The 24,091-nt window shown below is 62.4% G+C and carries 20 protein-coding genes; 6 read left to right on the plus strand and 14 right to left on the minus strand.

The features are described from left to right. The first annotated feature begins 95 nt into the window (after nucleotides 1-95). Genes OB03_RS07410 through OB03_RS07430 form a run of 5 tightly spaced genes read left to right on the plus strand, consistent with a single transcriptional unit; the run spans nucleotide 96 to nucleotide 8,188 of the window. Nucleotides 96-1,496, plus strand: a complete 1,401-nt coding sequence (locus OB03_RS07410; protein WP_461343698.1) for a hypothetical protein — start codon at nucleotides 96-98, stop codon at nucleotides 1,494-1,496. 18 nt (nucleotides 1,497-1,514) lie between these two features. Continuing rightward, nucleotides 1,515-2,147, plus strand: coding sequence for a hypothetical protein (locus tag OB03_RS07415; protein WP_242914792.1), 633 nt, complete (start codon nucleotides 1,515-1,517; stop codon nucleotides 2,145-2,147). Then, nucleotides 2,144-3,727: a tubulin-like doman-containing protein gene (locus OB03_RS07420; RefSeq protein ID WP_242914790.1), complete on the plus strand. Its 1,584-nt coding sequence runs from the start codon at nucleotides 2,144-2,146 to the stop codon at nucleotides 3,725-3,727. Before OB03_RS07415 ends, OB03_RS07420 begins: the two co-directional genes overlap by 4 nt. 1 nt (nucleotide 3,728) lies before the next feature. Continuing rightward, a complete protein-coding gene (locus OB03_RS07425; protein WP_461343699.1) occupies nucleotides 3,729-7,235 on the plus strand; it encodes a hypothetical protein in 3,507 nt (1,168 codons plus the stop codon). Next, the gene (locus OB03_RS07430) at nucleotides 7,235-8,188 is read left to right on the plus strand and encodes a hypothetical protein (RefSeq protein ID WP_461343700.1); all 954 of its coding nucleotides are present in this window, start codon (nucleotides 7,235-7,237) and stop codon (nucleotides 8,186-8,188) included. Before OB03_RS07425 ends, OB03_RS07430 begins: the two co-directional genes overlap by 1 nt. Nucleotides 8,189-8,268: 80 nt before the next feature. Here OB03_RS07430 and OB03_RS07435 read toward each other — a convergent pair whose 3' ends face one another. From OB03_RS07435 to OB03_RS07480, 10 genes are all read right to left on the minus strand, one after another. Beyond that, entirely contained in the window at nucleotides 8,269-9,681 is a 1,413-nt protein-coding gene (locus tag OB03_RS07435; protein ID WP_242914785.1) for an alginate export family protein, read from the minus strand. Between the two features lie 91 nt (nucleotides 9,682-9,772). Then, nucleotides 9,773-11,131, minus strand: coding sequence for an MFS transporter (locus tag OB03_RS07440; protein ID WP_461343701.1), 1,359 nt, complete (start codon nucleotides 11,129-11,131; stop codon nucleotides 9,773-9,775). Between the two features lie 108 nt (nucleotides 11,132-11,239). Beyond that, complete coding sequence (locus tag OB03_RS07445) at nucleotides 11,240-11,920, minus strand: class II aldolase/adducin family protein (protein ID WP_461343702.1); 681 nt, start codon at nucleotides 11,918-11,920, stop codon at nucleotides 11,240-11,242. Beyond that, on the minus strand, nucleotides 11,920-12,774 hold the full coding sequence (locus tag OB03_RS07450) for a VOC family protein (RefSeq protein ID WP_461343703.1): 855 nt from the start codon (nucleotides 12,772-12,774) through the stop codon (nucleotides 11,920-11,922). The genes OB03_RS07445 and OB03_RS07450 overlap by 1 nt, the downstream gene beginning before the upstream one ends. A 36-nt stretch (nucleotides 12,775-12,810) precedes the next feature. Continuing rightward, nucleotides 12,811-13,005 (minus strand): 2-hydroxymuconate tautomerase family protein, encoded by a 195-nt coding sequence (locus tag OB03_RS07455; RefSeq protein ID WP_242914778.1) that lies wholly within the window; start codon nucleotides 13,003-13,005, stop codon nucleotides 12,811-12,813. Between the two features lie 3 nt (nucleotides 13,006-13,008). After that, nucleotides 13,009-13,785 carry a 2-keto-4-pentenoate hydratase gene (locus OB03_RS07460; protein WP_242914775.1) on the minus strand — a complete coding sequence of 259 codons (777 nt, stop codon included), beginning with the start codon at nucleotides 13,783-13,785 and terminating at the stop codon, nucleotides 13,009-13,011. Further along, nucleotides 13,782-14,585 carry a 2-keto-4-pentenoate hydratase gene (locus tag OB03_RS07465; RefSeq protein ID WP_242914773.1) on the minus strand — a complete coding sequence of 268 codons (804 nt, stop codon included), beginning with the start codon at nucleotides 14,583-14,585 and terminating at the stop codon, nucleotides 13,782-13,784. Before OB03_RS07465 ends, OB03_RS07460 begins: the two co-directional genes overlap by 4 nt. Then, a complete protein-coding gene (locus OB03_RS07470; RefSeq protein WP_461343704.1) occupies nucleotides 14,566-16,062 on the minus strand; it encodes a 2-hydroxymuconic semialdehyde dehydrogenase in 1,497 nt (498 codons plus the stop codon). Before OB03_RS07470 ends, OB03_RS07465 begins: the two co-directional genes overlap by 20 nt. 2 nt (nucleotides 16,063-16,064) lie before the next feature. Continuing rightward, complete coding sequence (dmpG, locus tag OB03_RS07475) at nucleotides 16,065-17,099, minus strand: 4-hydroxy-2-oxovalerate aldolase (RefSeq protein ID WP_461343705.1); 1,035 nt, start codon at nucleotides 17,097-17,099, stop codon at nucleotides 16,065-16,067. 8 nt (nucleotides 17,100-17,107) lie between these two features. Beyond that, nucleotides 17,108-18,055, minus strand: a complete 948-nt coding sequence (locus tag OB03_RS07480; RefSeq protein ID WP_461343706.1) for an acetaldehyde dehydrogenase (acetylating) — start codon at nucleotides 18,053-18,055, stop codon at nucleotides 17,108-17,110. 142 nt (nucleotides 18,056-18,197) lie between these two features. Here OB03_RS07480 and OB03_RS07485 point away from each other — a divergent pair, with 142 nt between their 5' ends. Then, the gene (locus OB03_RS07485) at nucleotides 18,198-18,875 is read left to right on the plus strand and encodes a GntR family transcriptional regulator (protein WP_461343707.1); all 678 of its coding nucleotides are present in this window, start codon (nucleotides 18,198-18,200) and stop codon (nucleotides 18,873-18,875) included. A 160-nt stretch (nucleotides 18,876-19,035) separates the two neighbouring features. On the opposite strand, the gene OB03_RS07490 is transcribed toward OB03_RS07485, so the two are convergent. Genes OB03_RS07490 through OB03_RS07505 form a run of 4 tightly spaced genes read right to left on the minus strand, consistent with a single transcriptional unit; the run spans nucleotide 19,036 to nucleotide 23,534 of the window. After that, nucleotides 19,036-20,310 carry an autotransporter outer membrane beta-barrel domain-containing protein gene (locus OB03_RS07490; protein WP_461343727.1) on the minus strand — a complete coding sequence of 425 codons (1,275 nt, stop codon included), beginning with the start codon at nucleotides 20,308-20,310 and terminating at the stop codon, nucleotides 19,036-19,038. A gap of 1 nt (nucleotide 20,311) precedes the next feature. Further along, nucleotides 20,312-20,704 carry a hypothetical protein gene (locus tag OB03_RS07495; protein WP_461343708.1) on the minus strand — a complete coding sequence of 131 codons (393 nt, stop codon included), beginning with the start codon at nucleotides 20,702-20,704 and terminating at the stop codon, nucleotides 20,312-20,314. A gap of 59 nt (nucleotides 20,705-20,763) precedes the next feature. Then, nucleotides 20,764-22,743 carry an autotransporter-associated beta strand repeat-containing protein gene (locus tag OB03_RS07500; RefSeq protein WP_461343709.1) on the minus strand — a complete coding sequence of 660 codons (1,980 nt, stop codon included), beginning with the start codon at nucleotides 22,741-22,743 and terminating at the stop codon, nucleotides 20,764-20,766. Beyond that, nucleotides 22,701-23,534, minus strand: a complete 834-nt coding sequence (locus OB03_RS07505; protein WP_461343710.1) for a hypothetical protein — start codon at nucleotides 23,532-23,534, stop codon at nucleotides 22,701-22,703. The genes OB03_RS07500 and OB03_RS07505 overlap by 43 nt, the downstream gene beginning before the upstream one ends. Nucleotides 23,535-24,091 lie beyond the last annotated feature (557 nt).

Below are 24,091 nucleotides of genomic sequence, written 5' to 3' on the forward strand. Positions count from 1 at the left end.
TACAAATTTAAATAACGCCGAGATAAATGAATCGACACCGGTTCCGCCATGGCGCTAAACCGTAGTTATATAAAAACTTCCGGCAAAAATGGGGGATGTCGGTGCTCAAAGCTAAGGCCGGTTTGGCCTTTACTGCGTGTTTGACGGCGCTGTTCCTCAACGCATGCAATAACGGCAAGGCAACGCAGATTTGCGCGCCTGAACAATCTCCAGCGGCCTTGCGCCCTGCGGCGACAGAAAAGACCGGCCCGATCACCGCCTACTGGGACGGTTCCGAGAGCATTGCGGGCTATATCGACGGTGCCAATGCCAATCTGCATCCGCTGGCTGACATTCAGCGACTGATTAACGATCACGCTCGCGACGGCAGTACCGAGATCGTCTGGAAGCGGTTCGGCGAGAAGATCGCCGCCATGCCCGCCCGCGCAGACCCGGCTGCGGCCGCCTTCTATCGCTGCGGCAAACAGGCCGATTGCGATAATCAGGAAAGCCGTCTGGACGATGTGCTCGCCCAGATTGCCGACGACCGCTCACCCGGCCTGCGGATCATTGTCAGCGACCTGTGGCTCTCGACTTCGGCCTTCAAGGGCAGCACCGAAGTCGCTATTGGCGGGCCGCTTCGACGTATTCTTTCAGGTCAGAACGGCAAGGACCAACGCTCGATCGGCGTCATCGGCATCCGCGCTCCCTATAGCGGGCCAGTCTATGAGGTGCCCAATGTCGGCACCCATCGCGGTGCCCGCGAGCGCCCTCTGTTCGTGGTCTTGGTAGGCACGCGCAAAGAGATCCTCGCCGCCTATCGATCCCTGACCCGTGCCGGCAGCCCCGCCTTCGCCGAGAACCGGATCAATTTCACCTGGTTCGGCCCTGAACCGTCGGCCGACTGGATGGGTGACCTGCCCGATGCCCGTCTGACCGGCTCTGCTATTCCAGCTCCTGTTTTCAGCACCCCAGAGACGCCGGTCCGTCAGGTGGAAGTCAGCGTAAAGGACCTTCAGGCCGGAAAGGCGGGCCTTACGGTTGCCGTTGATCCCAAGGCGCGCGTCCTGCCCGGTGCTGTATGGGAAGGCGAGCCCAACGGCTTCGCTCGCGTGTGGCGCCGCGCGTCCAAAGGCTGCGGCCCAGGCGCGTGGGAGGCCATGCCGAACCTGAACGGTACATGGCGCGTGAACACCGATGACACCGGAAAGACGACGGCCACCTTCGTCCTTGATGCTCGCGCCGCTGCAGATCTTCTGCCCGGCCACACCTATCTCATCGGTGCAAGCTACACGACACGCACGGTCAAACCTAACTCCGACGCGACGCGCTGGATGCGGGACTGGAGTGTTTCGCCCGATCAGGCCAGTGCGATCAGCGCCCGCAATCCAGCCTTCTTCCCCGCGCTAAATCTTGCCGAGCTGGCCTCCATTCTGGAGCGAAGCACGCAGGACCAGCAGCCCGAGGGAGGCCGCCCGCTGGCCACGCTCGCGCTCGTCGTCAAAACCAAATCCTAAAATCCAGAGGTTGCCGTCTTGGCCAAGTCGATATTCGCTTCGCTTCTCAAGGTCCTCGTGATCTTTGCCATTCTGGCAGGGATCGGTTGGGGTGCCATTGCCGCCACGACCAGATCGCCGGACTTCCTTGACCGCGCCCATCTGCCCACTGCGCCGACGACGGCGGCCGCGCCCGTCGCGGCCGAAGACAATCTGGGCACCATTTTGGGAGACGCCACGTCGGCCAACTCCGCTGCCCAACAACAGGCCCAGATCGACCAGTTGCGGCGTGATACCGTGAAGGGCCTCGAGACCGGTCTGTTCCGCAGCATCCTCGCGGGCTTTGTCATCGCCAGCCTTTGGGCCATCTACGCCTGCCTGCGCGCGCCTCATGTGGGCGGCGTCAATGGGATGCGTTCGGCCTCGGGCATGTGGGTGCTGGGCCTGTTCGCTACCCTGATCCTGTCGGTTCTGTTCGCTTGGCTGTGCCTGCGCACCGGCGGTGCCGCACAGGCTGTCTCGCCCTCGCGCGTCTATCCCTATGGCATCGGCGGCGTGGTCCTGACGGCACTGGCCTACCATCTGGCAACCGGCTTCGCCGCCCCGACCAAGATGCGCACGTCGGTCCCCCTCGCCACCCTGTTTGTCCCGTTGCGGAGGGCTTCGCGTTGACCATCAATATCGTCATCGGCATCGGCGGGACCGGAGCCAAGGTCGTCGAGAGCACCCTGCACCTGACCTCTGCGGGCCTCATGCCAGAACAGATGTATGTCGGTCTGGTCGATCAGGACCGCAGCAACGGTAACGTCAACCGCACGGAGCGCCTGATCCAGACCCTGATCGACGCCCGCCGTTCCTGGCGCGAGGGCAGCGGCAACCACACCTTGGGTACCAGCCCCCTTCTACGCACAGAAATTCGCAAGATTTCCGAGGTCGAGAACGTCTGGACACCGCACCCGAACGCCAACGTCACGCTGGCCCAGATCTTCGACCGCGAGTCGATGAGCGAGACCGAGCAGCGCCTGTTCGACAGCCTGTTCGCGGTCGGTAAGGGTGCCGGCGATACCGAACAGAAGATGCCACTGGATCAGGGTTATCGCGGGCGCCCCCACATCGGGGCCGCAGCCATGACCTCGCGCATCGAAACCGACGTGGATTTCTGGAAACAGCTGGTCGAGCACGTCAACTCGGCCCGCGGTTCGCGCGATGTGAACATCCTGCTGGTCGGCTCGGTCTTTGGCGGCACGGGCGCGGCGGGCTTCCCCACATTGGCCAAGCTCATCCGGCGCAAGGTTCCCGCAGGGGCCGACAATGTCCGTATCGGCGGCGTTCTGATGCTGCCCTATTTCGACTTTGCCGCCCCGCCTTCGGACGAGGTTGAGTCCGCTGACGCCAACGTTGCCCGGGCCGAGGAACTGGCCCAGCAGTCGCAAAACGCGCTCAAGTATTATGCCGATATGCTGGCCCGCGAGCCGGTATTCGACCAGATGTACATGGTCGGCTGGGATCGCCCCTTCTCGGTCGGTGACCACCACGCCGGTGCACAGGCACAGGAAAATCCGGCACTGCTGCCCGAGGTTTACGGTGCCCTTGCTGCCGCCCGCTTCTTCGAGACAGAAAACGAGCGCAGCGAAGAGAGCGAAGTCTATACGGTCGCCCGCTCGCACGCGGATACTGTGACGTGGACCGACCTGCCCTCACCGCAGGGCGACAACCACCTGCCTCTCAAGGCTCTGGGCCAGTTGTTGCGCTTTGGCGCGTCGTGGAAATATTGGGCCCCCATCGTCTCGCGCCCTCGGTCGGGCCTTAGCCGCATGATCAGCCGCGACCCGTGGTACCGCATGCAGCAGTTGAACCAGATCGACTTCCGGGCGGCTGCGCCCGAGAACGAAGTGGCTTCCTTGAACCACTATGTCGACGACCTTTTGCGCTGGGCCGCCGCTATCGAAATCCATGCCAATGCGGCCAAACTGGATTTCCGCCTGTGGAAGCTGGAGGAGATCACCCAGCGTGACGGTGACGGAAGCAATCGCTTCTCCTTGCCAGCGACGCTGCACGAGAACCAGCACGACGCTCTACTGAACCGCTTGATCATACCGGGCGAGTCCACCGGCAACCTGCCGACTTCGGCGGACCTGCTGCATCGCCTCAGCACCGAGGCCGAACCCGACAAGGGACAGCGCGGACTGGGCATTTTCGTGTCTGCCCTGCACGCCTTCTCCGACCTTCAACCCGAGTCCGCGAGCTACTGATATGGGACAACGTCAACTCACCTATGTCCTGCCCGCACTCGACATCAACGGCCCGATGGACGCCCCGAAGGCGGCGGGCAGTTGGCTGAAGATCGAGCGTCTCGATGCTCTGGCAGAGTCGCTCAAGGTCGGCGTCAAATCGGCCGACCGCGAAGGCATCAAGAGCATTCCCGACCCATGGGCCCAGCCTCTGCTGTTCGAGCGCAGCCTTCTCGACACCCGCCACCCGCTGCACGACCACACGCGTCAGCAATGGCGCGGCATCCTGACCACGCTGGCTCTGCAGGTCGAGTTCAAGAACTACTACACGCTCTCGATCGAAACCCTACCGATCGACGCAGGCTCGCGCTTCCGCCGCGTTCTGAAGGAACTTCAGCCTGCCGGCAGCCTGCACCCGCAATTACGTTGGGACGAGCAGAGCCTTATCGTCTTGCGTGAACAAGCGGGCGGCAACGCCTTTGCTTTCGATCAGGGTCGCACCATCGGCATGCTCAGCCCGTCTGTGATCGTCAGCGGCGTTCAAGGCGGACAAGATGTACGCAGCGCCTCGGTGCCGTGGATGGTCAATGGCCTGACCTGCCCCACCCGCGCATCGCTTTCTGCACGACATTTCCGCATCGTTGCCAACTATGTGAACCGTCTCGCCGCGGGTTTGCAGGGGGCGGGCGAGCTGGACAATCGCATCCGCTCAAAGCTCTTCATCGAGCTGAAGACGTTCTACGAAGACTGCGTCGCGCGCGCCAATGACGGCAGCGACCTGCGCGATCAGCCGCTGGCGCTCGACTGGCCTACCCAGTTGCATCAGGCCCTGCTGGGCACCACCAGCGCCTATGAAGCCCGCAATGTTGCCCCCGAACAGGGCGACGCCGTGCTGAGAACGACCACCAACCTGACCAAGGTGGCGCGCGGGGCTATCCTGGTCGACGAACAACTGTCGGACTCTCTGCGTCTTCCGCCCGAAGACATCCGCATCTGGGGCCAATACAGCCTCGCCGAAGCCCTCAAGCCGCACATCCTCAAGACCATCCGCGTCGAGGCCGAGGAAGCGGGCTGGCTGGTTATCACGCCCGACGATATCTTCTCCCAGGCGTTGGTTGGTTTCGATGCTTCCACCCGTATCGAGGCCCATTACGGTGACTTCACCTCGGTACTGCTGCCGCTGACGCCGCTGGCGCTTTTGTTGGTTGATCCGGCAGATTTGCCCAAGGTCGCCCAACTCCAGAAAGGTCCAAAGGAAGCCACAGCCGTTCTGCAACTCAAGCTGTCGAACGGCCAGACGCACACCGTCCGCAAGACGCTGGAAGTCCTCTCCTCGGAAACCCCGGGAGACTTGTCGTTCTGGCCGAACTTCAAGGCTCCGGGCTGGCAATGGACCTATTTCCACTTCTCGGGCAGCCCGACCTATCAAGTGCGTCCGCGCTTTGCGGTCACCGGTAATTTCATCGCCGAAGAAGTGAATGGCGAGGCGAACACCCAGGCCGATCGCGTGCGCCGTCTACGTCGCTGGTTCGAACCGGGCATTGGCCCGATCGATGCCATGTTCGGCTTTGCGCCCGATGCGCCGCGCTTCTCGGAAATCCGCACGCCGCAGCGTCGTCTGATGCAACGCGTCGGCTATTATGCGACCGAGCAATCCATCGGCGAGATGCACCATCTGACCGACGGTGCCGATGCCATCTTCTTCGCCCGCCAAAAGCCGGACGGCGAATACGACACCGTCGGCATGGCGCTGGTCCGTTTCCAGGAACCGTCGTCCGCCAGCGTGGGTGACACCACCATGGCTGTCGACTTCGGCACCACCAACACGGTCATCTACCGCCGTCGCGGCAGCACCATCGACCGGGTCGATTTCGAGGACCGCGTCCTGTTCCCCTTCGGCGTCCGCGAAAAGGAAGAAAAGCGCCGTCAGGAACTGATCGAGCTTTACACCACCTTCTTCCCACTCAAGGCGCACCAGTCGCCCTTCCCGACTGTCGTCAAACTGCGCGAGTTCAGGCCGGCCCTCCCGCCTCAACTCCAGCAAGAGGTTGATGCCGGAAAGATCGAGTCCCATGGTCTGACCGATGCGGTCTTCTTCGTGCCGAACTTCGACGGCTTCCTGAAGTGGCACTCCAAGCTGACGCCGGGCGAGAACCCGTATCTGGATTGGACCGAGCGCGGCATCCTGAAATTCCGCCTCAAATGGGGTGACACCGCCCCGATGCGCGCCATGGCCGCCCGCTTCCTGCGTCAGGTCATGATGATGACCGCCGCCGAGACTGTGGCCACCGGCGGCTCGGTCGGAGCCATCGACTGGCGCTTCTCCTATCCGCAGGCCTTCAAGCCGCGTGAGCGCGCCCAGTTGGAAAAGGAAATCGCCGCCGGTTGGCGCGAACTGTTCGGGGACACGGCTCCGCCCGTTACCCGTCCATTCCTGCACAAGGCCGAGGGTCTGGCCGCCGGTCACTACTACCTGCGCCAGAACGAACGGACGCCCGACCGCCTCATGGTCATCCTCGACATTGGCGGCGGCACCACCGACATCGCCATCTGGAAGGATGACACTCCGATCTGGCGCAACTCGGTGAAGGTGGCCGGTGGCCACTTCTTCACCTCCTATCTGGCCAACAATATCGACCTGCTGCGCGACATCGATCTAAGCGATGTGGCCGAGGGCCTCTCCAAGGCATCGAAACTCGACGAAGACGGTCGCCGCGACTTCGTCGAACTGTTCGTCAACAAGCCGAACTTCAACGACAAGTTCGCCTCCGGCTTCCGACGCCTCTCGGCTGCCCCCTTGGGAGAAGGCCTGCGTCAGGTCGCTTTCGTCGCGCTAGGCGGCATGATGTACTACGTCGGCCTTGTCCTGAAACGTCTGGTCGAAAGTCCGGATGCCCCGATCAGCGCAGACGACCTGTCACGCATGACGGTCGGTTTCGCCGGCCGCGGCTCGTCCCTCTACCAGCAGCTTTCGGCCGGTGTGCCGGATGACGAACTGGAACAGGTGCTCAAAATCGCGGTGCGTGTGGCCACCGGGAAGTCGATCAAGGGAAGCGTGTCCGCCCGCTTCCCTGGCGCGACCGAAGCCAAGCATGAAGTCGCAAAGGGCCTTCTGGTCGACGTTCCGGCTTCCAGCACCGATACCGAGCAACGCTTCGCCATCCTAGGCGAGAAAATTACCAGCCGTGGCGAGACCCATGCCGATACGGACGAACTGTTCGGCATCAAGGACCTGCCCGACTTCGACGATATCGGGCTGGAAAACCTTCAAGACCTGTTGGCCCAGTTGCGCGAAGCCATCGGCCTGTCGGTCGACATCAAGTCGCGCGGTGCATTGGACGAGCTGCGCAAACGCGCCCGCTCGCACCTTCGGACCAGCCTCGCCCTGTTGGAAGAGGATGCCTTCGAAGACCGCGATGCCCAGCCCTTCGAGCCGCCCTTCATTCTGGCCCTGCGTGAACTCATCCGGTTCATGACGCAGGAGATCGACCGTCGTGATGAAATCCTGCTGATCAAGGATGTGCGCTAATGCGAAACCGTGTCTTTAAGCCTGCCGGTCTGGCGCTGACCTTCGCTATCCTCGCGACGAGTGGCCTTGCCCACGCCGCGCCGACGACGACCGCCGCGAGCCTGCCCGATGCACCGGTCGCAACGGAGCAAGCTCAAACCGCTGCGCCTATGTCGGTAGAACAGGCACCGGCACAGATTCCGGACGAAACGGCCACTGAAGTTCAACAGCCGGACGCACTGGAACAGCCGTCGAAAATCTTGCCATGGGCGACTTTAGGTGTCGCTCTTCTGGCTCTGTTGGCCGCCATCGTCCTGGGGATCAACGCCTTCCTGACCGAGCGCAATCACAACAGGATGTTCGACGCCTATGACGAGGCATTCGACGCCAGCGCCAAACGCATCAGGGATCTCGAGGAGCGGATAAACTCGCTCGATCGATCCGTCGACTCTCACCGCAACTCGCTAAAACAGTTTCTGGAGCAGATGGAAGGGCGCACGGCTCTCCGAGATCGGGACATCTTTGCCCAACGTACACAGCCAGCACCCGCAATGGCTCCGCAACCCTCCGGTGCCAGCCCCGAAGAGGTCGAGAGCCTGTTGGTCGCCTATCGGGAAATCCTTCAAGCCCGTGACCCCGAGCCGCTGAACCGCTTCATCGAAGCCTACAAGCCGCGCAATGTCAGCGTATCCAACGAGAGCATCACGCTGTCGCAGGATGGGGACGGTTCGGTATGGCTCATTGCGCGCCCCCATTGGGGCGGCGAAGGCCTGGTGCTTCCGGGTGATTACGCCATCCGCAACTGGGCAACCACCTTCCAGCCCTCAGGCGGGTTGAGGGCCGAGAAATTGTTCGGCTCACTCTACTGGGTCGAAAAGGGCAACCTGCTGGAGATCAAGTCTCCCTGCCGCATCCACGTGTCGGAACATGGCCCGATCCGGATCGTGCAAAAGGGCACCCTACTAGGGGCATAGGCTCCACCCTATTCAGGCAGAAATACAAAAGGGCTGAACCGGATTGCGGTTCAGCCCTTTTTCTTGGTGTTCAGCGGCGCTTAGAACTTAGCGGTGAGCCATGCGCCGACGTAGGATTGATCGTCCGCCGTGCCGGTCTCCTTAAGGAAGTCACCGGCAGTCGTGTGGTTGACCACGCCGGTTACGCTCAGGTGCGGGTTAAGCACGCGGGTGACAAAGGCGGCGTTGCGCCAGCCGACATAGGACGAAGTGCCTTCAACGCCCGAACGGATCGGCATGCCCGATAGCGCATAAACGCCGTCCTCATTGCTCTGACGCCAGAGACCCGCCGTGAACAGGCCAACGGTCGTTTTCGGGTTCGGCTTGAAGGTCAGTTGCGGCTGAATGGTCACCAGGTTACTGACGCCAAAATCGGTACGCATCGAGATCGGCGGCTGGTTCAGCTGGTTATAGGTGTTCAGCTTGCCATCGGCGCGATCCTTGTCGCCCGAGGCGGCATCGATACGCACACCCAGACGCGGGGACCAAGCGTGGTTGAAGCTGTATCCGGCATTAGCCGAGACGTACCACGCCTCGATATCCAGACCGCGGAAGTCACCACGCTGGATCACGCCTTCGACGTCATAGTCCCAAGCTTGGTGACGACCATCCAGACGAACAGAGACGGTATGGCGATCATCGCGACCGGCCAGACCGGTATCGAACGCCATGCCCATGCGGTCGGTGTTGACGTACAGCAGTTCCAGCTTGGGCGCGGTAGCCCCCTCGCCCAGCTTGCGACCCGCATGGGCACCAATCAGGCGGTAGTCATGGTTGGTGCGGTTATCGAACGAGGTCTTGGCCTCGCGGATACCGTAACCGGCGAAGGCACCGCCAGACCAACCGTTGGGGTTGTCATAGATCACGCGCGCTATATCCAGCGCCACGCGCGCATTGCCGCCTTCGCGCGGTTCGAACAGGCGCATCGAGCCGATGCCGAACTCCTGTCGGCCCACGCGCAGGCGGGTCCGGCCACCGGCAAACTTGCCCTCGGTTTCAATGAAGGCCTGATGGAAGTCGGTGCGGTTTTCCTCGGTGATGGTCTCGCCGCTGTCCAGACCGTGCGAGCGGCCATCCTGCAGTTCGACAAAGACTCGCACATTGTTGTTGACGTGCAGGTCCCCCCACAGGCGCAGTCGCTGTTGCAGGTCGCCGTCGTCGTCCTGCGCGCCCCGGCCGAAACGCTCGTTGCCACGGTACTCGGCGCGCCAGCGGGCCTCGCCGCCGAGGCTCAGCCACGCATCACCGGCCACCGGGATATATTTCAGTTTCGACCACGGGGTCGTGCGGGTGGCCGGATCGGCAAAGCGGCTCCAGTCGTCCTCGACATTGAGCGGCTTGAACGCAACCGGCGCAAGCGGGGGTGCCGGGGTTTGGACCGTAACGGCAGCGGTGGCAGCCGCCGGAGTTGCGGACAGCAGCAAGGCTGCAGCCGCCGTAGTGGAAAGCAGCATGGTTTCCTCCTGAGCCCGTTGGATCGGGCTTGATGTCTTGAAGAAAAAAGGCCGCCCCCGACGGATCGGGAGCGGCAGTTGTCTCGGGGAGTTAGACTTGAGACTGAACCAAACGGGCCTCGGCGCGACGCGAGCCCCAAATGTGTGCGCCGATGATAACGGCAGCGATTACCGCCGGGATGGCCAGCGACGCCAGAATGGTGGCGAAGCTCCAGCCCAGTTGCAGCAGGGTGCCGCCGACCAGAGCGCCAGCGATACCGCCAAAGCGACCGATACCCAGCGTCCACGCCACACCCGAAGCACGGCCTTCGGTCGGATAGAATTTGGCGGCGATGGCCGGAACTGTGGCTTGTGCACCCGAGAGCAGGAAGCCGAGAACCAGAATGCCGGTGGCCAGCAGGCCGATATTGCCCAACCAGTGCGAGAAGATGAAGATCATCACACCCGCGACAAGATAGGTGATCGACACCACGCCATCGTGGCGCAGACGGTCAACCAGCCATGCCACGCCGAACGCGCCGACAGTGCCGCCGATATCGAACAGGGCGGCAAGGAAGCCCGCACGCTGGATGGATTCACCCGAAAGGGTCACCAGCGTTGGCAGCCAGCTACGCAGCAGGAAGATAACCAGCAGGCCGAAGAAATAGGTCGCCCACAGCGCCATGGTGCCCGCGATCAGGTCGCGGCGGAACAACATGCGGGTGCCGCCTTTTCCGGTGGGGCTTTCAGCAGCTGAGTTCACAAACTCTGCGTCCTGAGCAATCGGGCCGCGACGCTCGATGCGTTGCAGAATCTTGCGGATCGTTTCGGTCGCCTGAACCTTTTTAACAGTCAGATACTTTAGCGATTCCGGCAGCAGGAAGATCATGGCGACGGCCAAGACCAGCGGTGCAAGACCCCCTGCGATAAAGGCGCTCTGCCAGCCGAAGGCCGGAACCATGAAGCCACCCAGCAGGCCACCGCCCGCCGAACCGAGCGTAAAGCCCGAGAACAGCACGGCCACCATCACCGAACGACGACGGTTCGGAGCGTATTCCGCCATCAGCGTGGCGGCGTTGGACATGGCGGCACCAAGGCCCAGACCGGTCACAAGACGCATCCAAGTCAGCATCGGGATGGAGGTGGCGAAGGCCGAGATCAGGGTAAAAATGCCGAAGACCAGCACCGAGGCGATCAGGACACCGCGGCGGCCGAAACGGTCAGCCAGCGGACCGGCGGCCAGAGCACCGAAGGCCACGCCGAACAGCACAGAGGCCAGAACCGGCTTCATGGCGGCGGGCTCGAAACCCCATTCCTTGGACAGGACGGGTGCAACGAAGGCTGCGACTGCTGTGTCGTAGCCATCGAGGAACATGATCAGGAAACAGATAGCCAGAACGACCCATTGGACAGGTGCGATCTTGTTGTTGTCGAGTACGTCTTGGACGTCGACTTTTTGCAATGTCGTCACGACATTGACCTCCCATGAGATTGTTTATGGTGCGACCGCTCTGTCGGCGGTCGTTTAGTCCCCGACGACCGGTGCACTTAAGACACCGCTCGCCCCCCTTTTCGGTCCCTAGAGCGCCCCTGCTTCCGGATCACCGGCGGTGAGGTATTCCCACATCCGCTCGAAAATCCTTCCGGCGTCGGTCGCGCGCTTGGCGCATTCCTCGACCGAGGCGACGGGTCCCTCACCGCCGCACGAGCGGACAATCAGCTCAATGCGGGCGGCGTCTTCGAGATACCAGGTCAGGCCAACGGCCTTTTCCAGAGTTTCAGCGGCGACCACAGCACCGTTCCCGCGCATGACAATGGCCGAAGCCTTGCCCATCTGCGCGACCAGCTGCCGGGCCTGTTGATCCGAGCGTAGAAGCTGGATGTCGTCCCACAGCGGCGGCTGCGGCGCGAAATAGGTGCCAAAGCCGTGACGCGGCAGCGGAGTCGCCCCCAGCGTCGCCAGCGCCATCACCGATGGCGGCATGGTGCGGCACACCCCGCCGATTTCCGGACGGTTGGCATAGATCTGCTGGTGGATACGGACTTCGCCCAGAACGCCTTCGGGCAGTTCACCGCGAACAGGGACAACCGTGCCCACCTCGCCTATACCGACCAGACCCATCGGGCGCGCGGCACAGACAAGGAAGTGGTCCTCGTCCAGACGGGCGCTGCAGTGGCCATAGGCATGGGCCAGATTGGCGCGCCCAATAGCCCGTGCCGCCATGCGGACGAGGACTTCGCTCTTTTCAGAAACGACCATCACTTGAACTCGGCGATGTCGGGCTTGGCACCCCACATGCAAAAGCCTTCCGGCACTGCGGGGAACTGGCGCGGACGATGGTTTTCTTCGTCGGTGATGTGTGAAACGCCGGTGGAGTATTCGTACACCATGCCGTCCGGCCCCTCGAAATAGAGGAACATCGCGCCCGAGGTCGGGTGACGGCCCGGACCGAACTGGATGCGGATCTGGCGCTCCTGCAGGAAGTACCAGGAGCGCATGATGTCATCGATGCTGGCGACCTGGTGATTGATGTGCTGGATGCCCTTACGCTGGGTCGGGAACAGCGCGATCTTGTGGTGCACTTCGTCGATGCGCAGGAGCGGCGAGTTGCCAATGTAGTCGCTGACGCGAGCGTTGAAGATGTTAGTCCAGAAGACTTCGTCGCGGGCCGGATTGCTGCTGCACAGACCGACGTGGCTGAAGCCAGTGATCCCAGCATCGCGCGACGGGAAGTAGCGCCAGCCGCTCACTTCGGGACGGACGACCAGTTCGACCTTGTTGCCGTTCGGATCGTACAGCGACGCCAGACCTTTGACGCGGCGGCGTTCCATGTCATCGGCCGAGCCCAGGGTCACAATGTGACCGGCCTCTTCGAGAGCGGCACAAGCCTTGTCAAGGGCCGACTGGGTGGCGACTTCGAACGCGACAGTGTGGTCGGTCGGATCGCCTTCAAAATAGCACAGGGTATGTTCGCGGTTGTCCGAGCGGAAATAGACCGCGCCCGCTTCGCGTCGACCGACCTGAAGGCCGAGGATACCGGTAGCGTAACGCTCGGCTTCCGCCAGATCACGCGTGCCTAGACGGACATAGGTGATGTCTTCGAGATCGATCATAGTCCTGTTTACTCCCCACTAGAACGCCGACTGTTTTCAGTCTTGCGCCGGTTGTCCCTTCGGCACGCCACCCACGGACCAGTGGAAGGCAGGAACCTCGTTGATGATGACGCGCACGGACTCGAGCGGCGCATCCAGTGTGCGCGACAGGGCCTCGGCCACTTCGCGCATCGCAGCAGCCCGCTTTTCAGCGGGACGGCCTTCGATGATGGTGATTTGGGCGACGGGCACCGATCAGTCCTTCACGAACACGTCGACGCGGCCCAGCCCTTGCGTGTCGAGGCGCACATGGCGCTTGCCCGCCAGAGCCACAGCGGCGGTTGCGCCACCGGCCAGAACGATGTCACCGGCCTGCAGCGGCTCGCCTGCGTCGGCAGCGACGCGGGCAGCGGCGACCAGCGAACGCCACGGATTGCCGAGGATCGCTGCGGTCGAGCCGATTTCAGCCGGTTGGCCGTCCACAGTCATGACCATGCCGAGGTTCGACACGTCGGTGTCCGGCGAAGCCCAGTCGCCGATGACAAAGCCCGACGAGGAAGAATTGTCGGCGACCACATCGGTCAGGGAGAACTTGAAGTTCTCGTAGCGGCTGTCGATGATCTCGATGGCCGGAGCCAGCGCTTCCACAGCAGCACGCGCTTCCATCAGCGAAACATTGCGCGGCAGCGGCCTGTTCAGCAGGAAAGCGATTTCCGGCTCGACGCGGGCGTGGACGTATTTGGCGCGGCTGACCTCGCCATTTTCTTCCACACGCATGGCGTCGGTCAGGCGACCCCAGATCATGTCGTGGACGCCCATCTGCACCATCTTGGCGCGGCTGGTGAAGCCCATCTTGATACCGACGCGCTTCTCGCCGCGCTGATAGCGCAGGCCTAGCGACATCTTCTGGACGATATAGGCATCTTCCAGCGACAGCGGCTCGGTCAGCTGCGGCGTCGCGGCCGCGGTGCGGGCCGCATTGTCCAGACGGGTGGCGATAGCACCGAGGTCGATCAGGTTCTCTTCAGTCACTTCTGGGCTCCCGAGTTGAAGGAAGCGCGGACGGTGCCGACGCCGTTGATGCGGGCTTCATAGGTGTGGCCCGGCTTGACGTTGACCATCGGGCCAAGCGCGCCCGACAGGACCACGTCACCGGCGCGCAGCGGCTGGCCCAGTTCGACCATGCGGCGGGCGAGCCAGCGCAGGGCGTTCAGCGGGTGGCCCATGCAGGCCGCACCGGCACCGAACGACACCGGATCGCCATTGGCTTCCATCACCATACCGGAAAGCGTCAGGTCGGTTTCACCCAGCAGGCGCGGGGTGGCACCCAGCACGAACAGACCGGCCGAGGCGTTGTCGGCGATGGTGTCGACGATGCTGATCTTCCAGTCGGCCACGCGGCTGTCGGCGACTTCCAGCGCCGGAACCATGTAGTCGATCGAGGAGATGACCTCGTGCAGCGCGGGCTGCTCATAGGTCAGGTCCATGCCCAGAACGAAGGCCACTTCGGCCTCGATCTTGGGAGCGACCAGGGTTTCGAGGGCGATCAGTTCGCCCTCGTCACGGTTCATGTCGGCGAACAGCACGCCATAGTCCGGTTCGGACACACCCAGCTGGGTCTGAACGGCACGCGAGGTCAGGCCGATCTTGCGGCCGACGATGCGGCGGCCATCGGCCAGATCCATGGCGGTGACGGCGTCCTGAACGGCATAGGCCGAGGCGATATCGCCCAGACGGTCTTTCACCGGACCGATCGACGTGGCGTCGATGCGGGCTTGGCGAAGTTCTTCAGCGCAGGCCTTGATCACGGCTTCAGAGCTTGATGCAGACATTACGCAGCTCCGTGTAGAATTCGAGAGAGTGGACGCCGCCTTCGCGGCCGATGCCCGAGCGCTTGGAGCCACCGAACGGGGCGCGCAGGTCACGCAGGAACCATGCGTTGACCCAGTTGGTGCCGGCTTCCAGTTGCGAGGCCACGCGGTGGGCGCGCGACACGTCGTTGGTCCAGGTCATCGAGGCCAGGCCGTACGGCGAGTTGTTGGCCAGAGCGACGGCTTCTTCCTCGTCGTCAAACGGACGGATGTGGGCGCACGGGCCAAAGATTTCTTCGGTCACGCACTTGGCGTCGTCGGCAAGGCCCGTCCACAGGGTCGGCTGGATCCACGAACCACCGGCCAGAGCCTCGTCCATGTCCGGAATGCCGCCACCGGTGATGGTCTCGGCACCCTGCTGACGGGCGGCTTCATAGTAGGACAGCACCTTGTTGCGGTGCTCTTGGCTGATGAGCGGGCCAAGCGTGGTCGACTTGTCCCACGGATCGCCAACCTTCAGGTCTTCGGCCTTGGCCTTCAGACCTGCGACGAACTGGTCGAAGATTGGGCGCTGCACGTACAGGCGCTCGGTCTGCAGGCAGACCTGACCGGCATTGGCGAAGACCGAACGGGCGGTCGTCTCAATGGCGGCTTCGATGTTGCAGTCAGCGAAGATCAGGCCGGCGTTCTTGCCGCCCAGTTCGAACGACACCGGACGCACGCCGCGGGCGGCAGCGCGCATGATGGCCTCACCCGTGCCGGTTTCGCCGGTGAAGGTCACACCGTCGACATCGGGGTGGTTGGTCAGGAACTCGCCGGTCGAGGCACCGCCGAAGCCGTTGACGACGTTGTACACGCCATCCGGCACGCCGGCGTCGCGCATAACTTCGCCCAGCAGCAGGGCCGTGCTCGGGGTTTCTTCCGACGGCTTCACAACCACGGTGTTTCCGCAGGCCAGAGCCGGCGCGACCTTCCACGTCATCAGCAGCAGCGGAAGGTTCCACGGGCAGACCACTGCGATGACGCCCAGCGGAGCGCGGATCGAATAGTTGATCGCCTTGCCACCATCGGGGGTGGTCATGGTGGTGCTTTCGTTGGCGTGCTTCATCACGTCGGCAAAGACGCGGAAGTTGGCCGCACCACGCGGAATATCGAGGTGCGAGGCCAGCGAGACCGGCTTGCCGGTGTCGCGCATTTCAGCAGCGAGGAAGTCGTCGAAACGGGCTTCGATACCGGCGGCGACGCGGCGCATGATCTCTGCGCGCTGGTCGTCGGACATCAGACGCCATTGGCCGCGGCCAGCCTTGCGGGCGGCCTGAACGGCACGATCGACCATCACCTCGTCGGCAACTTCGATCTGGGCGATGACCTCGCCTGTGGCGGGGTTGATGTTGTCATAGACAGCCGCGTCGGTGGCTTCGACATACTGGCCGTCGATGAAGGCGATGCCGCGAGAATACGCCGCGCCAGCGCCGAAGGGGGAAAGCTTACTGGTCATAGTTACTGGCTCACGTTCTGGGATTGGAGCTTCGCCTTGGCAAGATCGAGCGCGACATCGACGATCATATCTTCTTGACCACCGACCATGCGGCGGCGGCCCAGTTCGATCAGGATGGCGCGGGTATCGAGGCCGTACTCTTCGGCAGCACGCTCGGCGTGACGCAGGAAGGACGAATAGACACCGGCATAGCCGAGGCTGAGGGTTTCGCGGTCAACGCGGACCGGACGGTCCTGAAGCGGACGCACCAGTTCTTCGGCGGCGTCCATCAGGGCGAACAGATCGCAGCCGTGGTCCCAACCATACTGGTCGGCAGCCGCGATGAAGACTTCGAGCGGCGCGTTACCGGCCCCTGCCCCCATGCCCGTCAGGCTGGCGTCAACGCGGGTCGCACCATGCTGGACAGCAGCGATGGAGTTGGCGACGCCCAGCGACAGGTTGTGGTGGGCGTGAACGCCGCGCTCGGTTTCCGGCTTCAGCACGCGGTCATAGGCGTCCAGACGGGCGGCGATGTCGTCCATGGTCATGGCACCACCGGAGTCGGTGACATAGACGCAATTCGCGCCATAGGACTCCATCAGCAGAGCCTGCTGGGCCAGACCTTCCGGCGAGTTCATGTGGCTCATCATCAGGAAGCCCGACACATCCATGCCCAGCTCGCGGGCATATTCGATGTGCTGCTTGGAGACGTCGGCCTCGGTGCAGTGGGTGGCCACACGCACCGAACGCACGCCCAGATCATAGGCCTGCTTCAGGTCGTGGATGGTGCCGATGCCCGGCAGCAGCAGGGTCGTCAGAACCGACTTGGTCATGACCTCGGCAGCGGCCTCGATCCATTCCCAGTCGGTATGCGCCCCAAAGCCATAGTTGAACGACGAGCCCGACAGGCCGTCGCCGTGGGCGACTTCGATGGCGTGAACACCGGCGGCGTCCAGCGCCTTGGCGATCTTTTGGACGTGGTCCAGACCATACTGGTGACGGATGGCGTGCATGCCGTCGCGCAGGGTCACGTCTTGAATATAAAGCTTCTTGGTCATGTCCGGGCTCAGGCTGCGGCCTTGGCGGCGCGCTTTTCGACGATGCGCTCGGCGGTACGCAGCGCAGCGGAAGTCATGATGTCGAGATTACCGGCGTAGGACGGCAGGTAGTGGGCGGCACCCTCGACCTCGAGGAAGACGGTGACCTTCAGGCCCGAGGCCATCTCGTCACTGTTCGGCACGCGGATCGGCGCATCGGCCGGAATGGTGTCGAACTGCACCTTTTGCTTCAGGCGATAGCCCGGAACATAGGACTGCACTTCCTTCACCATCTCCTCGATCGAGGCTTCGATGGCGGCGGTGTCTGCCGGGTCAGCAAGGCAATAGACGGTGTCGCGCATGATCAGCGGCGGCTCGGCCGGATTCAGGACGATAATCGCCTTGCCCTGCTCGGCACCACCGACCTGCACGATGGCGGCGCTGGTCGTCTCGGTGAACTCGTCGATATTTGCGCGGGTGCCCGGACCTGCCGAGCGCGACGAGATCGAAGCGACGATCTCGGCATAGCGAACGCGGGTGATACGGCTGACAGCGGCCACCATCGGAATGGTCGCCTGACCACCGCAGGTCACCATGTTCAGGTTCTGCTGGTCGAGGTTGGCCTCGCCATTCACCGGCGGCACCACATAGGGGCCGATGGCGGCGGGGGTCAGGTCGATCACGGTCTTGCCGTGCGACTTGAGGATGTCGTTGTGGCGCTTGTGTGCGCCGGCCGAGGTCGCATCGAAAACGATTTCGATGTCCTTGAAGCCTTCCATGGCCACGAGGCCGTCGATACCGCCAGCGGTGATCGGAACGCCCATGCGCTCGGCGCGCTTCAGGCCGTCCGATTCAGGATCGATGCCGACGAAGGCCCCCATTTCCAGAGTCTTGGACAGGCGCAGGATCTTGATCATCAGATCCGTGCCGATATTGCCCGAGCCGATGATGGCTACGCGGGTACGAGGTGAACTCACGCCCTCTTCCTCCCAAGAGTATTGACGTTTTGGCCAAAGCCCGCTTGGACAGAGCACAAATCGTCTGCGGTTTCTTATTTTGTCGATAAAACTGTAAATCCTCGATTTTAACTGTCAACCCCGATAAGAAAGACGTTCATCGATGAGCGCCTCGCAAACCGTAGAGCTGACCGACACCGAGAGAGCGTTCACCGCTCTCAAAAGGGCCATCCTGCACGGCGACCACGCACCCGGTGAAAAGCTGAAAATGGAAGACCTCAAGGGCCGCTACGGCCTTGGTGCCAGCCCTTTGCGAGAAGCTCTGGCGCGCCTGACCAGCGAGCGTCTGGTGGCCTTCAACGGCGGTCGTGGTTTCCGCGTGACCGGCGTTTCTGTGGAGGATTTGCAGGAGATCGCAGTTGTTCGAAAATTGCTCGAAGGGGCCGCGCTGCGCGACTCGATCACCAAGGGTGGTGACGAATGGGAGGCGGGAATCGTTGCGGCCTTCCACCGTCTCGGCATGGCGGAAAAGCGCGTTCTCGAAGACCGCAGCGCCATGGACGAATGCGAGGCACGCAACCGCGAATTCCATCAGGCCTTGATGGGTGCTGCCGGGTCCGAGCGGCTAATCCAACTGGCCGAAGACATGTACGACCAGCATGAGCGTTATCGTCGCCTGTCGCGTCTCGAACGCAGTCCCAGCCGCAACGTGCACGATGAACACAGGGCGATTATGGACGCCGCGTTGGAGCGCAATGCCGAACTCGCCGCCTCGCTGAACGACGAGCATATCGACAAGACCACCGAGAGGGTCAGCCTGATGATCGCCCAGATGGCCTGAGAGGAAAAAGCCGCAGGGCCGGACACGCTACGGCTTTGCATGTTTGAGGCCGCATAGTGGTCGAGGCGCTCATTCCAGTGGAGAAGATGACCCGACCCGACTGAGCCTCTCAGGGATAAGAAAAGCCCGCCTGACGATCGATCAGGCGGGCTTTTCGGCTTTAGAAGCTGATGCTCAGGCGGGCATTAAAGCCATGGTCCTGAGCATTGCCGGACAGTTGGCCACTGTAGGACAGATCAAAGCGGGTGCGGTCGCTGAAATGTACGTCCATGCCCGCTTCGATAAGGGCGCTGTCCTCGGCGATTGCACCACCGGCGATGGTGAAGGCGTCACCCTTGGAGAAGGCCTGACGGTTCAGGGGCGCGAGATCGCCCGAGGCATGACGCCACGCCGCCGAAGCCCGCAGCGAGGTTGCGGAGCCCCCCAGAACCACCTGCTGGACACCGCGCAGACCGGTAAAGGTCACCGCCGTCTGCGCCTCATCGATCACCAGCGCTGTCGCATTGCCGTTCTCCGTCACCTCATCGGTATCGGTGCGGACGTGCGCGACGTTGGCAAAGGCCTGTAGCTGGGCCTTCTGCCCAGACACCAACGCATAGTCGGCCTCGGCGAATGCCTGTCGGGTCTCGGCGCTGTATTCGGCGCGGTTGTAGTCCGTCAGACCGCTGATGATCACCGAGCGGCGAGTGTCCACATCGTGCCAGGACTGAGCCAAGGCCGCGCGAACGTCCAACTTGCCCCACGCTGTCCCGGCATAGAGGCCCAGCGTCTGGGTGCTGGTCGTTGCCTTTTGACGCTCCACCTGCATTTCGGCATCGCCAAACCCGCCCATAGCGCCAACGCGCCATTGGCCAAGTGCAACATCACCGCCGACCATCATGCCGGCCTGCTGACGGTCCAGTTGACCGGTCGCGCCGTGGTTGTCGAACGAACCCCAGGAGCCAAACGCCTGCGTCCAGAATGCCAGACCGGAATGGTCCGCATCCACAGCAAGCTGCTCGCCACCGGCTCCATAGGCCACAGTCGTTGTGGGGCCACCACGGCCGGAGGCGGAGCGGAGACGGCTGTTGGCCGCGTCACGCACCACACGGCTGTCTTCGATCACAGCCGTGCGGGTCGAGGCATGCATCTCGCCGGTCAGTTCATCGAAGCTGGCACGGATATCATCCGGCGCGTCCGCCATCTCGACGATGGCGTCAAACACAGCATGTCCGGCATCGAAGCCGATGCTTTCAATGGCGTTGGCCAGCGAGGTCTGGTTGCCGGTGCGTGCCAGAGCCGCGAAATCGCGGTCGTTACGCAACAGTTCCATCGCCACCGTCCCCGCGCTGTAGTCATAGATCAGCTTGGGATTGAGGAAGGCGAAGTCCGACGTTACCGAGCCAAACTCGCCCGTCAGCGTCCCTGCGTTCAGGATGGTGTAGGTCGAGCGCAGGCTAGTTCCCCGTCGCGCCGATGTGCGCCACGGTGCCGCCGTTCAGGACAGCCTTGCCCGAAACCGCCACGCGGTCGGCACCCACGCCCAGCGGATCCACTTCAACCTCGAAGCGGGCACCGTTCTCGAAGACCAGATCGCCAGCGATGCTCAGCGTTCCAATAGAGTTGCCCGGAGCCAGAACGGCACCCGATGCAATCGTCACGCGTGAACCCACGCCCGAGCCGATCCAGCCCGAACCACCGAGGGTCGCGCCATTGCCGACGTTAATCGAGCCGCCCAGCAAGCCACCCGTCGCATTACCGACCAGCAGCGTGCCGCCGTTGACGCTGATGGTGCCAGCGAAGGCTGCACTGTTGGCGGTCAGCAGGCGCGTGCCGTCGCCCTCGAACATCACCTGCCCCGTGCCACTCAGCACACTGGCATAGGTGACATTGCCGCTGTCGGTCAGGTTCAGAACCGTGTTCGCACCCCGAGCGCCACATTGCCACCCAACGAAGCGCGCGAGCCATTCACACGCCCCGCTTCGATGATGGTGCCTGCATAGGCATTCGTTCTCGTAAGCGAGAGCGTGCCCGCACCGCGCTTATACAGAGCGCCCGTACCGGTGAGTGACGACGACACCGTCAGGGTATGGTCGGCATCAGCGATATCAATCGTGCCGCCATTTTCGCCCAACAGCACATCACGGGTCAGGGTGCCAAAGGCGGTGCCGGTGAACTGTAGCCCGCCACCGTTCAGCGAAATGCCTGTTCCGGCCTTACCCAGATTGGCGTCGCGCGATACCGAAACGAGACCGCCCTGGACCGAGGTCCCGCCCTCGTAGGTGTTGTCACCCGCCAGATAGAGGGTGCCACCTTGGGTCTTGTTGAGAGCCCCCGTGCCACTGATGGCCGTGTCGATGCGGGCGCTATTGGCCAACACGCGGATTTCAAAACCTTCAGCATCGGTGACCAGCGAACCGGTTCCCGTCAGGCGATAGCCCTCGTCCCCAAACTGGATACCGGTAAAGGCCTGTGCGCCCTCGACCGTCACAACACCGCCGCTGAACTGGCCGGGCAGGTTGCGGAAGATGGCCACTTCGCCGTTCCAGTTATCAGCCAGCGCGCCGTCCGCGTTCAACCATTGCTTGTTCGAAGCGTTCCATAGGCCATCACCACCCTGCCAATGCTGCAAGGTGCGATCGCCCATAGACCCGATGAACAGATCGACATAGCCGCTGCCCATCAGCAGTTCGTACACGTCCGCACCGGCAATGACGGGTTTGGTGCCGATGGTGATGCCGTTGTTCCTCAACGTGCCGGAATAGTCCATCAGGCGGTAATAGCCGAAGCCCGCCACACCGTCGGAAGAACGCGAACTCTGCAACAGGTTCAACGTCCCCGCCAGCGTCAGATCACCAGCCACGCTGAGACGATCATTGATACCGCCTAAGCCCTGGCTAGCCGAGGCTTCGCCAAGATCGAAGTTCACGTTCGAACCTGCGCCCAGAACCAGATTGCCTCTGATGTACAGCCCGCCCGTCCCATAGCCTGGATTCAGATTTCCAAAGACTTGAACTGTCGAGTTGCCTGAACCGATGGTGCCCGTTCCGCCGAGGGTGGTGCCGCCATAAGCCAGTACTGACCCACCGATCTCACCGCCATCCAGCAGAAGCGAACCGCCTTCCAGATTCACTCGCCCCGTGAACCCGTCGCTGTTGCCAGTCAGAACTCGGTTGGCCGATCGTCCAAAATACAAGTTGCCGGAACCGCTAAATGTACGATCTGTCGAGAAATCAACCGCATCGTCCATTCTTACAACGGTATTGGCTGCCAAGGACACGTTACCGCGGATCGTAGTCGATGTGCCGATAACGGAGCCCTCTTCAACGAAGAGATTTCTATAGCCTGCGCCTGCGTCAAATCTCAGTTGACCGTAGCCGCGCTTATAAAGATCGCCGGTTCCGCCAACATACGAACGCAGGGTGAACCCGTTATCGTTATGAATGGTCCCGCCATTCTCGCCTATTGTCACTAAGCGAGCGGTTCGAGTGTAATTCGTGCCTTCAATGCGCAGCGTGCCGCCATTCAGGGTGATGCCGTTAGCAAGATTATCAATCGAGCCAAGGTTCGCGTCTGCACTGACCTGTAGCGTGCCGCCTGCGACGTAAGTACCACCCTTATAGGTATTCTGGTTCAACAGAACCAGGGTCCCGCCCTGTGTCTTCCAAAGGCTACCGGTACCAGTAATCTCGGTTTCGATCGTAGCCGTTCCGCCAAGGATACGGATTTCCGCATTACCGGTTGCCGACAGCGCGCCGTACGCGCCCGTGAGAGTATAACCATCGTCCACAAACTGCAGACCACGGAAGGCTTGGGTGCCATCAACCGTGATGGTGTTACCCGAGGTTACGCCCGGCGCATGCGGAAAACCGCAACGCCGCTCCCCCAAGTACTAAACGCATCGCCACCATCGCCGACCCAAAACTGGCTCGACGCCGTCCACACCCCGTTGCCGCCTCGCCAGAGCTGCAGGCCGACATCGCCGGGGCTGTAGGTGTAGAAGTCAATCGCGCCGTCCGAGTTGGTGAGGATCCTGCTCGTCGCATTGGGATCCGACACGCCGGTCCGGTCCTCCAACGACCGCCCCATCTCGGTGAGGTTTCCGCCAAATCTTATCAGGCGGAAGTAGCCGGAACCGAACAGGCCATCGTTGGCATCAGCGGACTTCTGGACCACCAGAGTTCCGCCCAAATAAAGATCACGCGTGACGATGAGCTGATCGTTAATCGAAGTGCCGCCCTGAATGCTGCTGGGGGCCCCTAACTCGAAGACCGTGCGCGACCCCGGTTCCAGATAAAGATCGCCGTTGACGGTCAGCGTGCCCACGGAATTCCCCGGCGTCAGGGTCGCGCCATCAAAGACCACCACCGAGCCCGTCCCATCACCAATGATGCCCGAGCCACCCAGACGCGCGCCATCATGGACATAGAAATTTCCCGCAACAGAGGCCCCCGCCCCCACCGTAAGCGCGCCCCGCTCAACGTCGATGTTGGTCAACTGCGAGCCTCCGCCGGTCAGCGACAGCGTACCCGCGCCCCGTTTGATAAGCTCGCCCCCCGACAACGTCCCCGCAAAGGTATTGGCCCCGGCAAGGTCCAGATAGAGGTGCGCTCCTGTATAAAATATGGAGCCCGCCTCGCCAGTTAGCGACGACAACATTAGGCCTGCCGCATCGTTCACGACCGACGCGCCCGCCGGTATAAATCAGTTGTCCCCGTTGGACGAGCGTCAGACCGGTGTGATCCAAGCCACGCAGCGCTAGCGACTGAACACCGGTTCCGTCCTTGACCAATCCACCGAAGCCGATCGTATTGCCGGTAAAGATTTCGTACGCATCGGTATTAATCGTCAGAGTATTTGTGCCTAAGTCCACCGTACCTGCGCCGGTCAATCCCTTAACAACCCTTTGCAAGCCCGACATCTCAATGCTGAACGTGGCACCGGCCGCGACATCGACACGGCTGTTTGGCAGAGAAGTGGCCATTTCGAACGTGCCGCCTTCGACGCGTGTATCGCCGCTATAGGTTGCCTGTCCCCGAACACAAAACGGTCTGCACCGGCCTTGGTCAGGCCGCCAGTGGTGCCGTTCACCGTCCCGTCGAACCGCCCTGATGTCGATGTGTTAGAGATCGTCAGCCTGTTAGCGCCAAGGTTTGCGGTGCCTCGGCCCTGGAAGGTGCGCACTTGCACATCACCCGCGTCCGACATGGGGAAGTACGCGCCATTGTCCACAAAGA

The organism is Brevundimonas sp. GN22, from assembly GCF_054824005.1.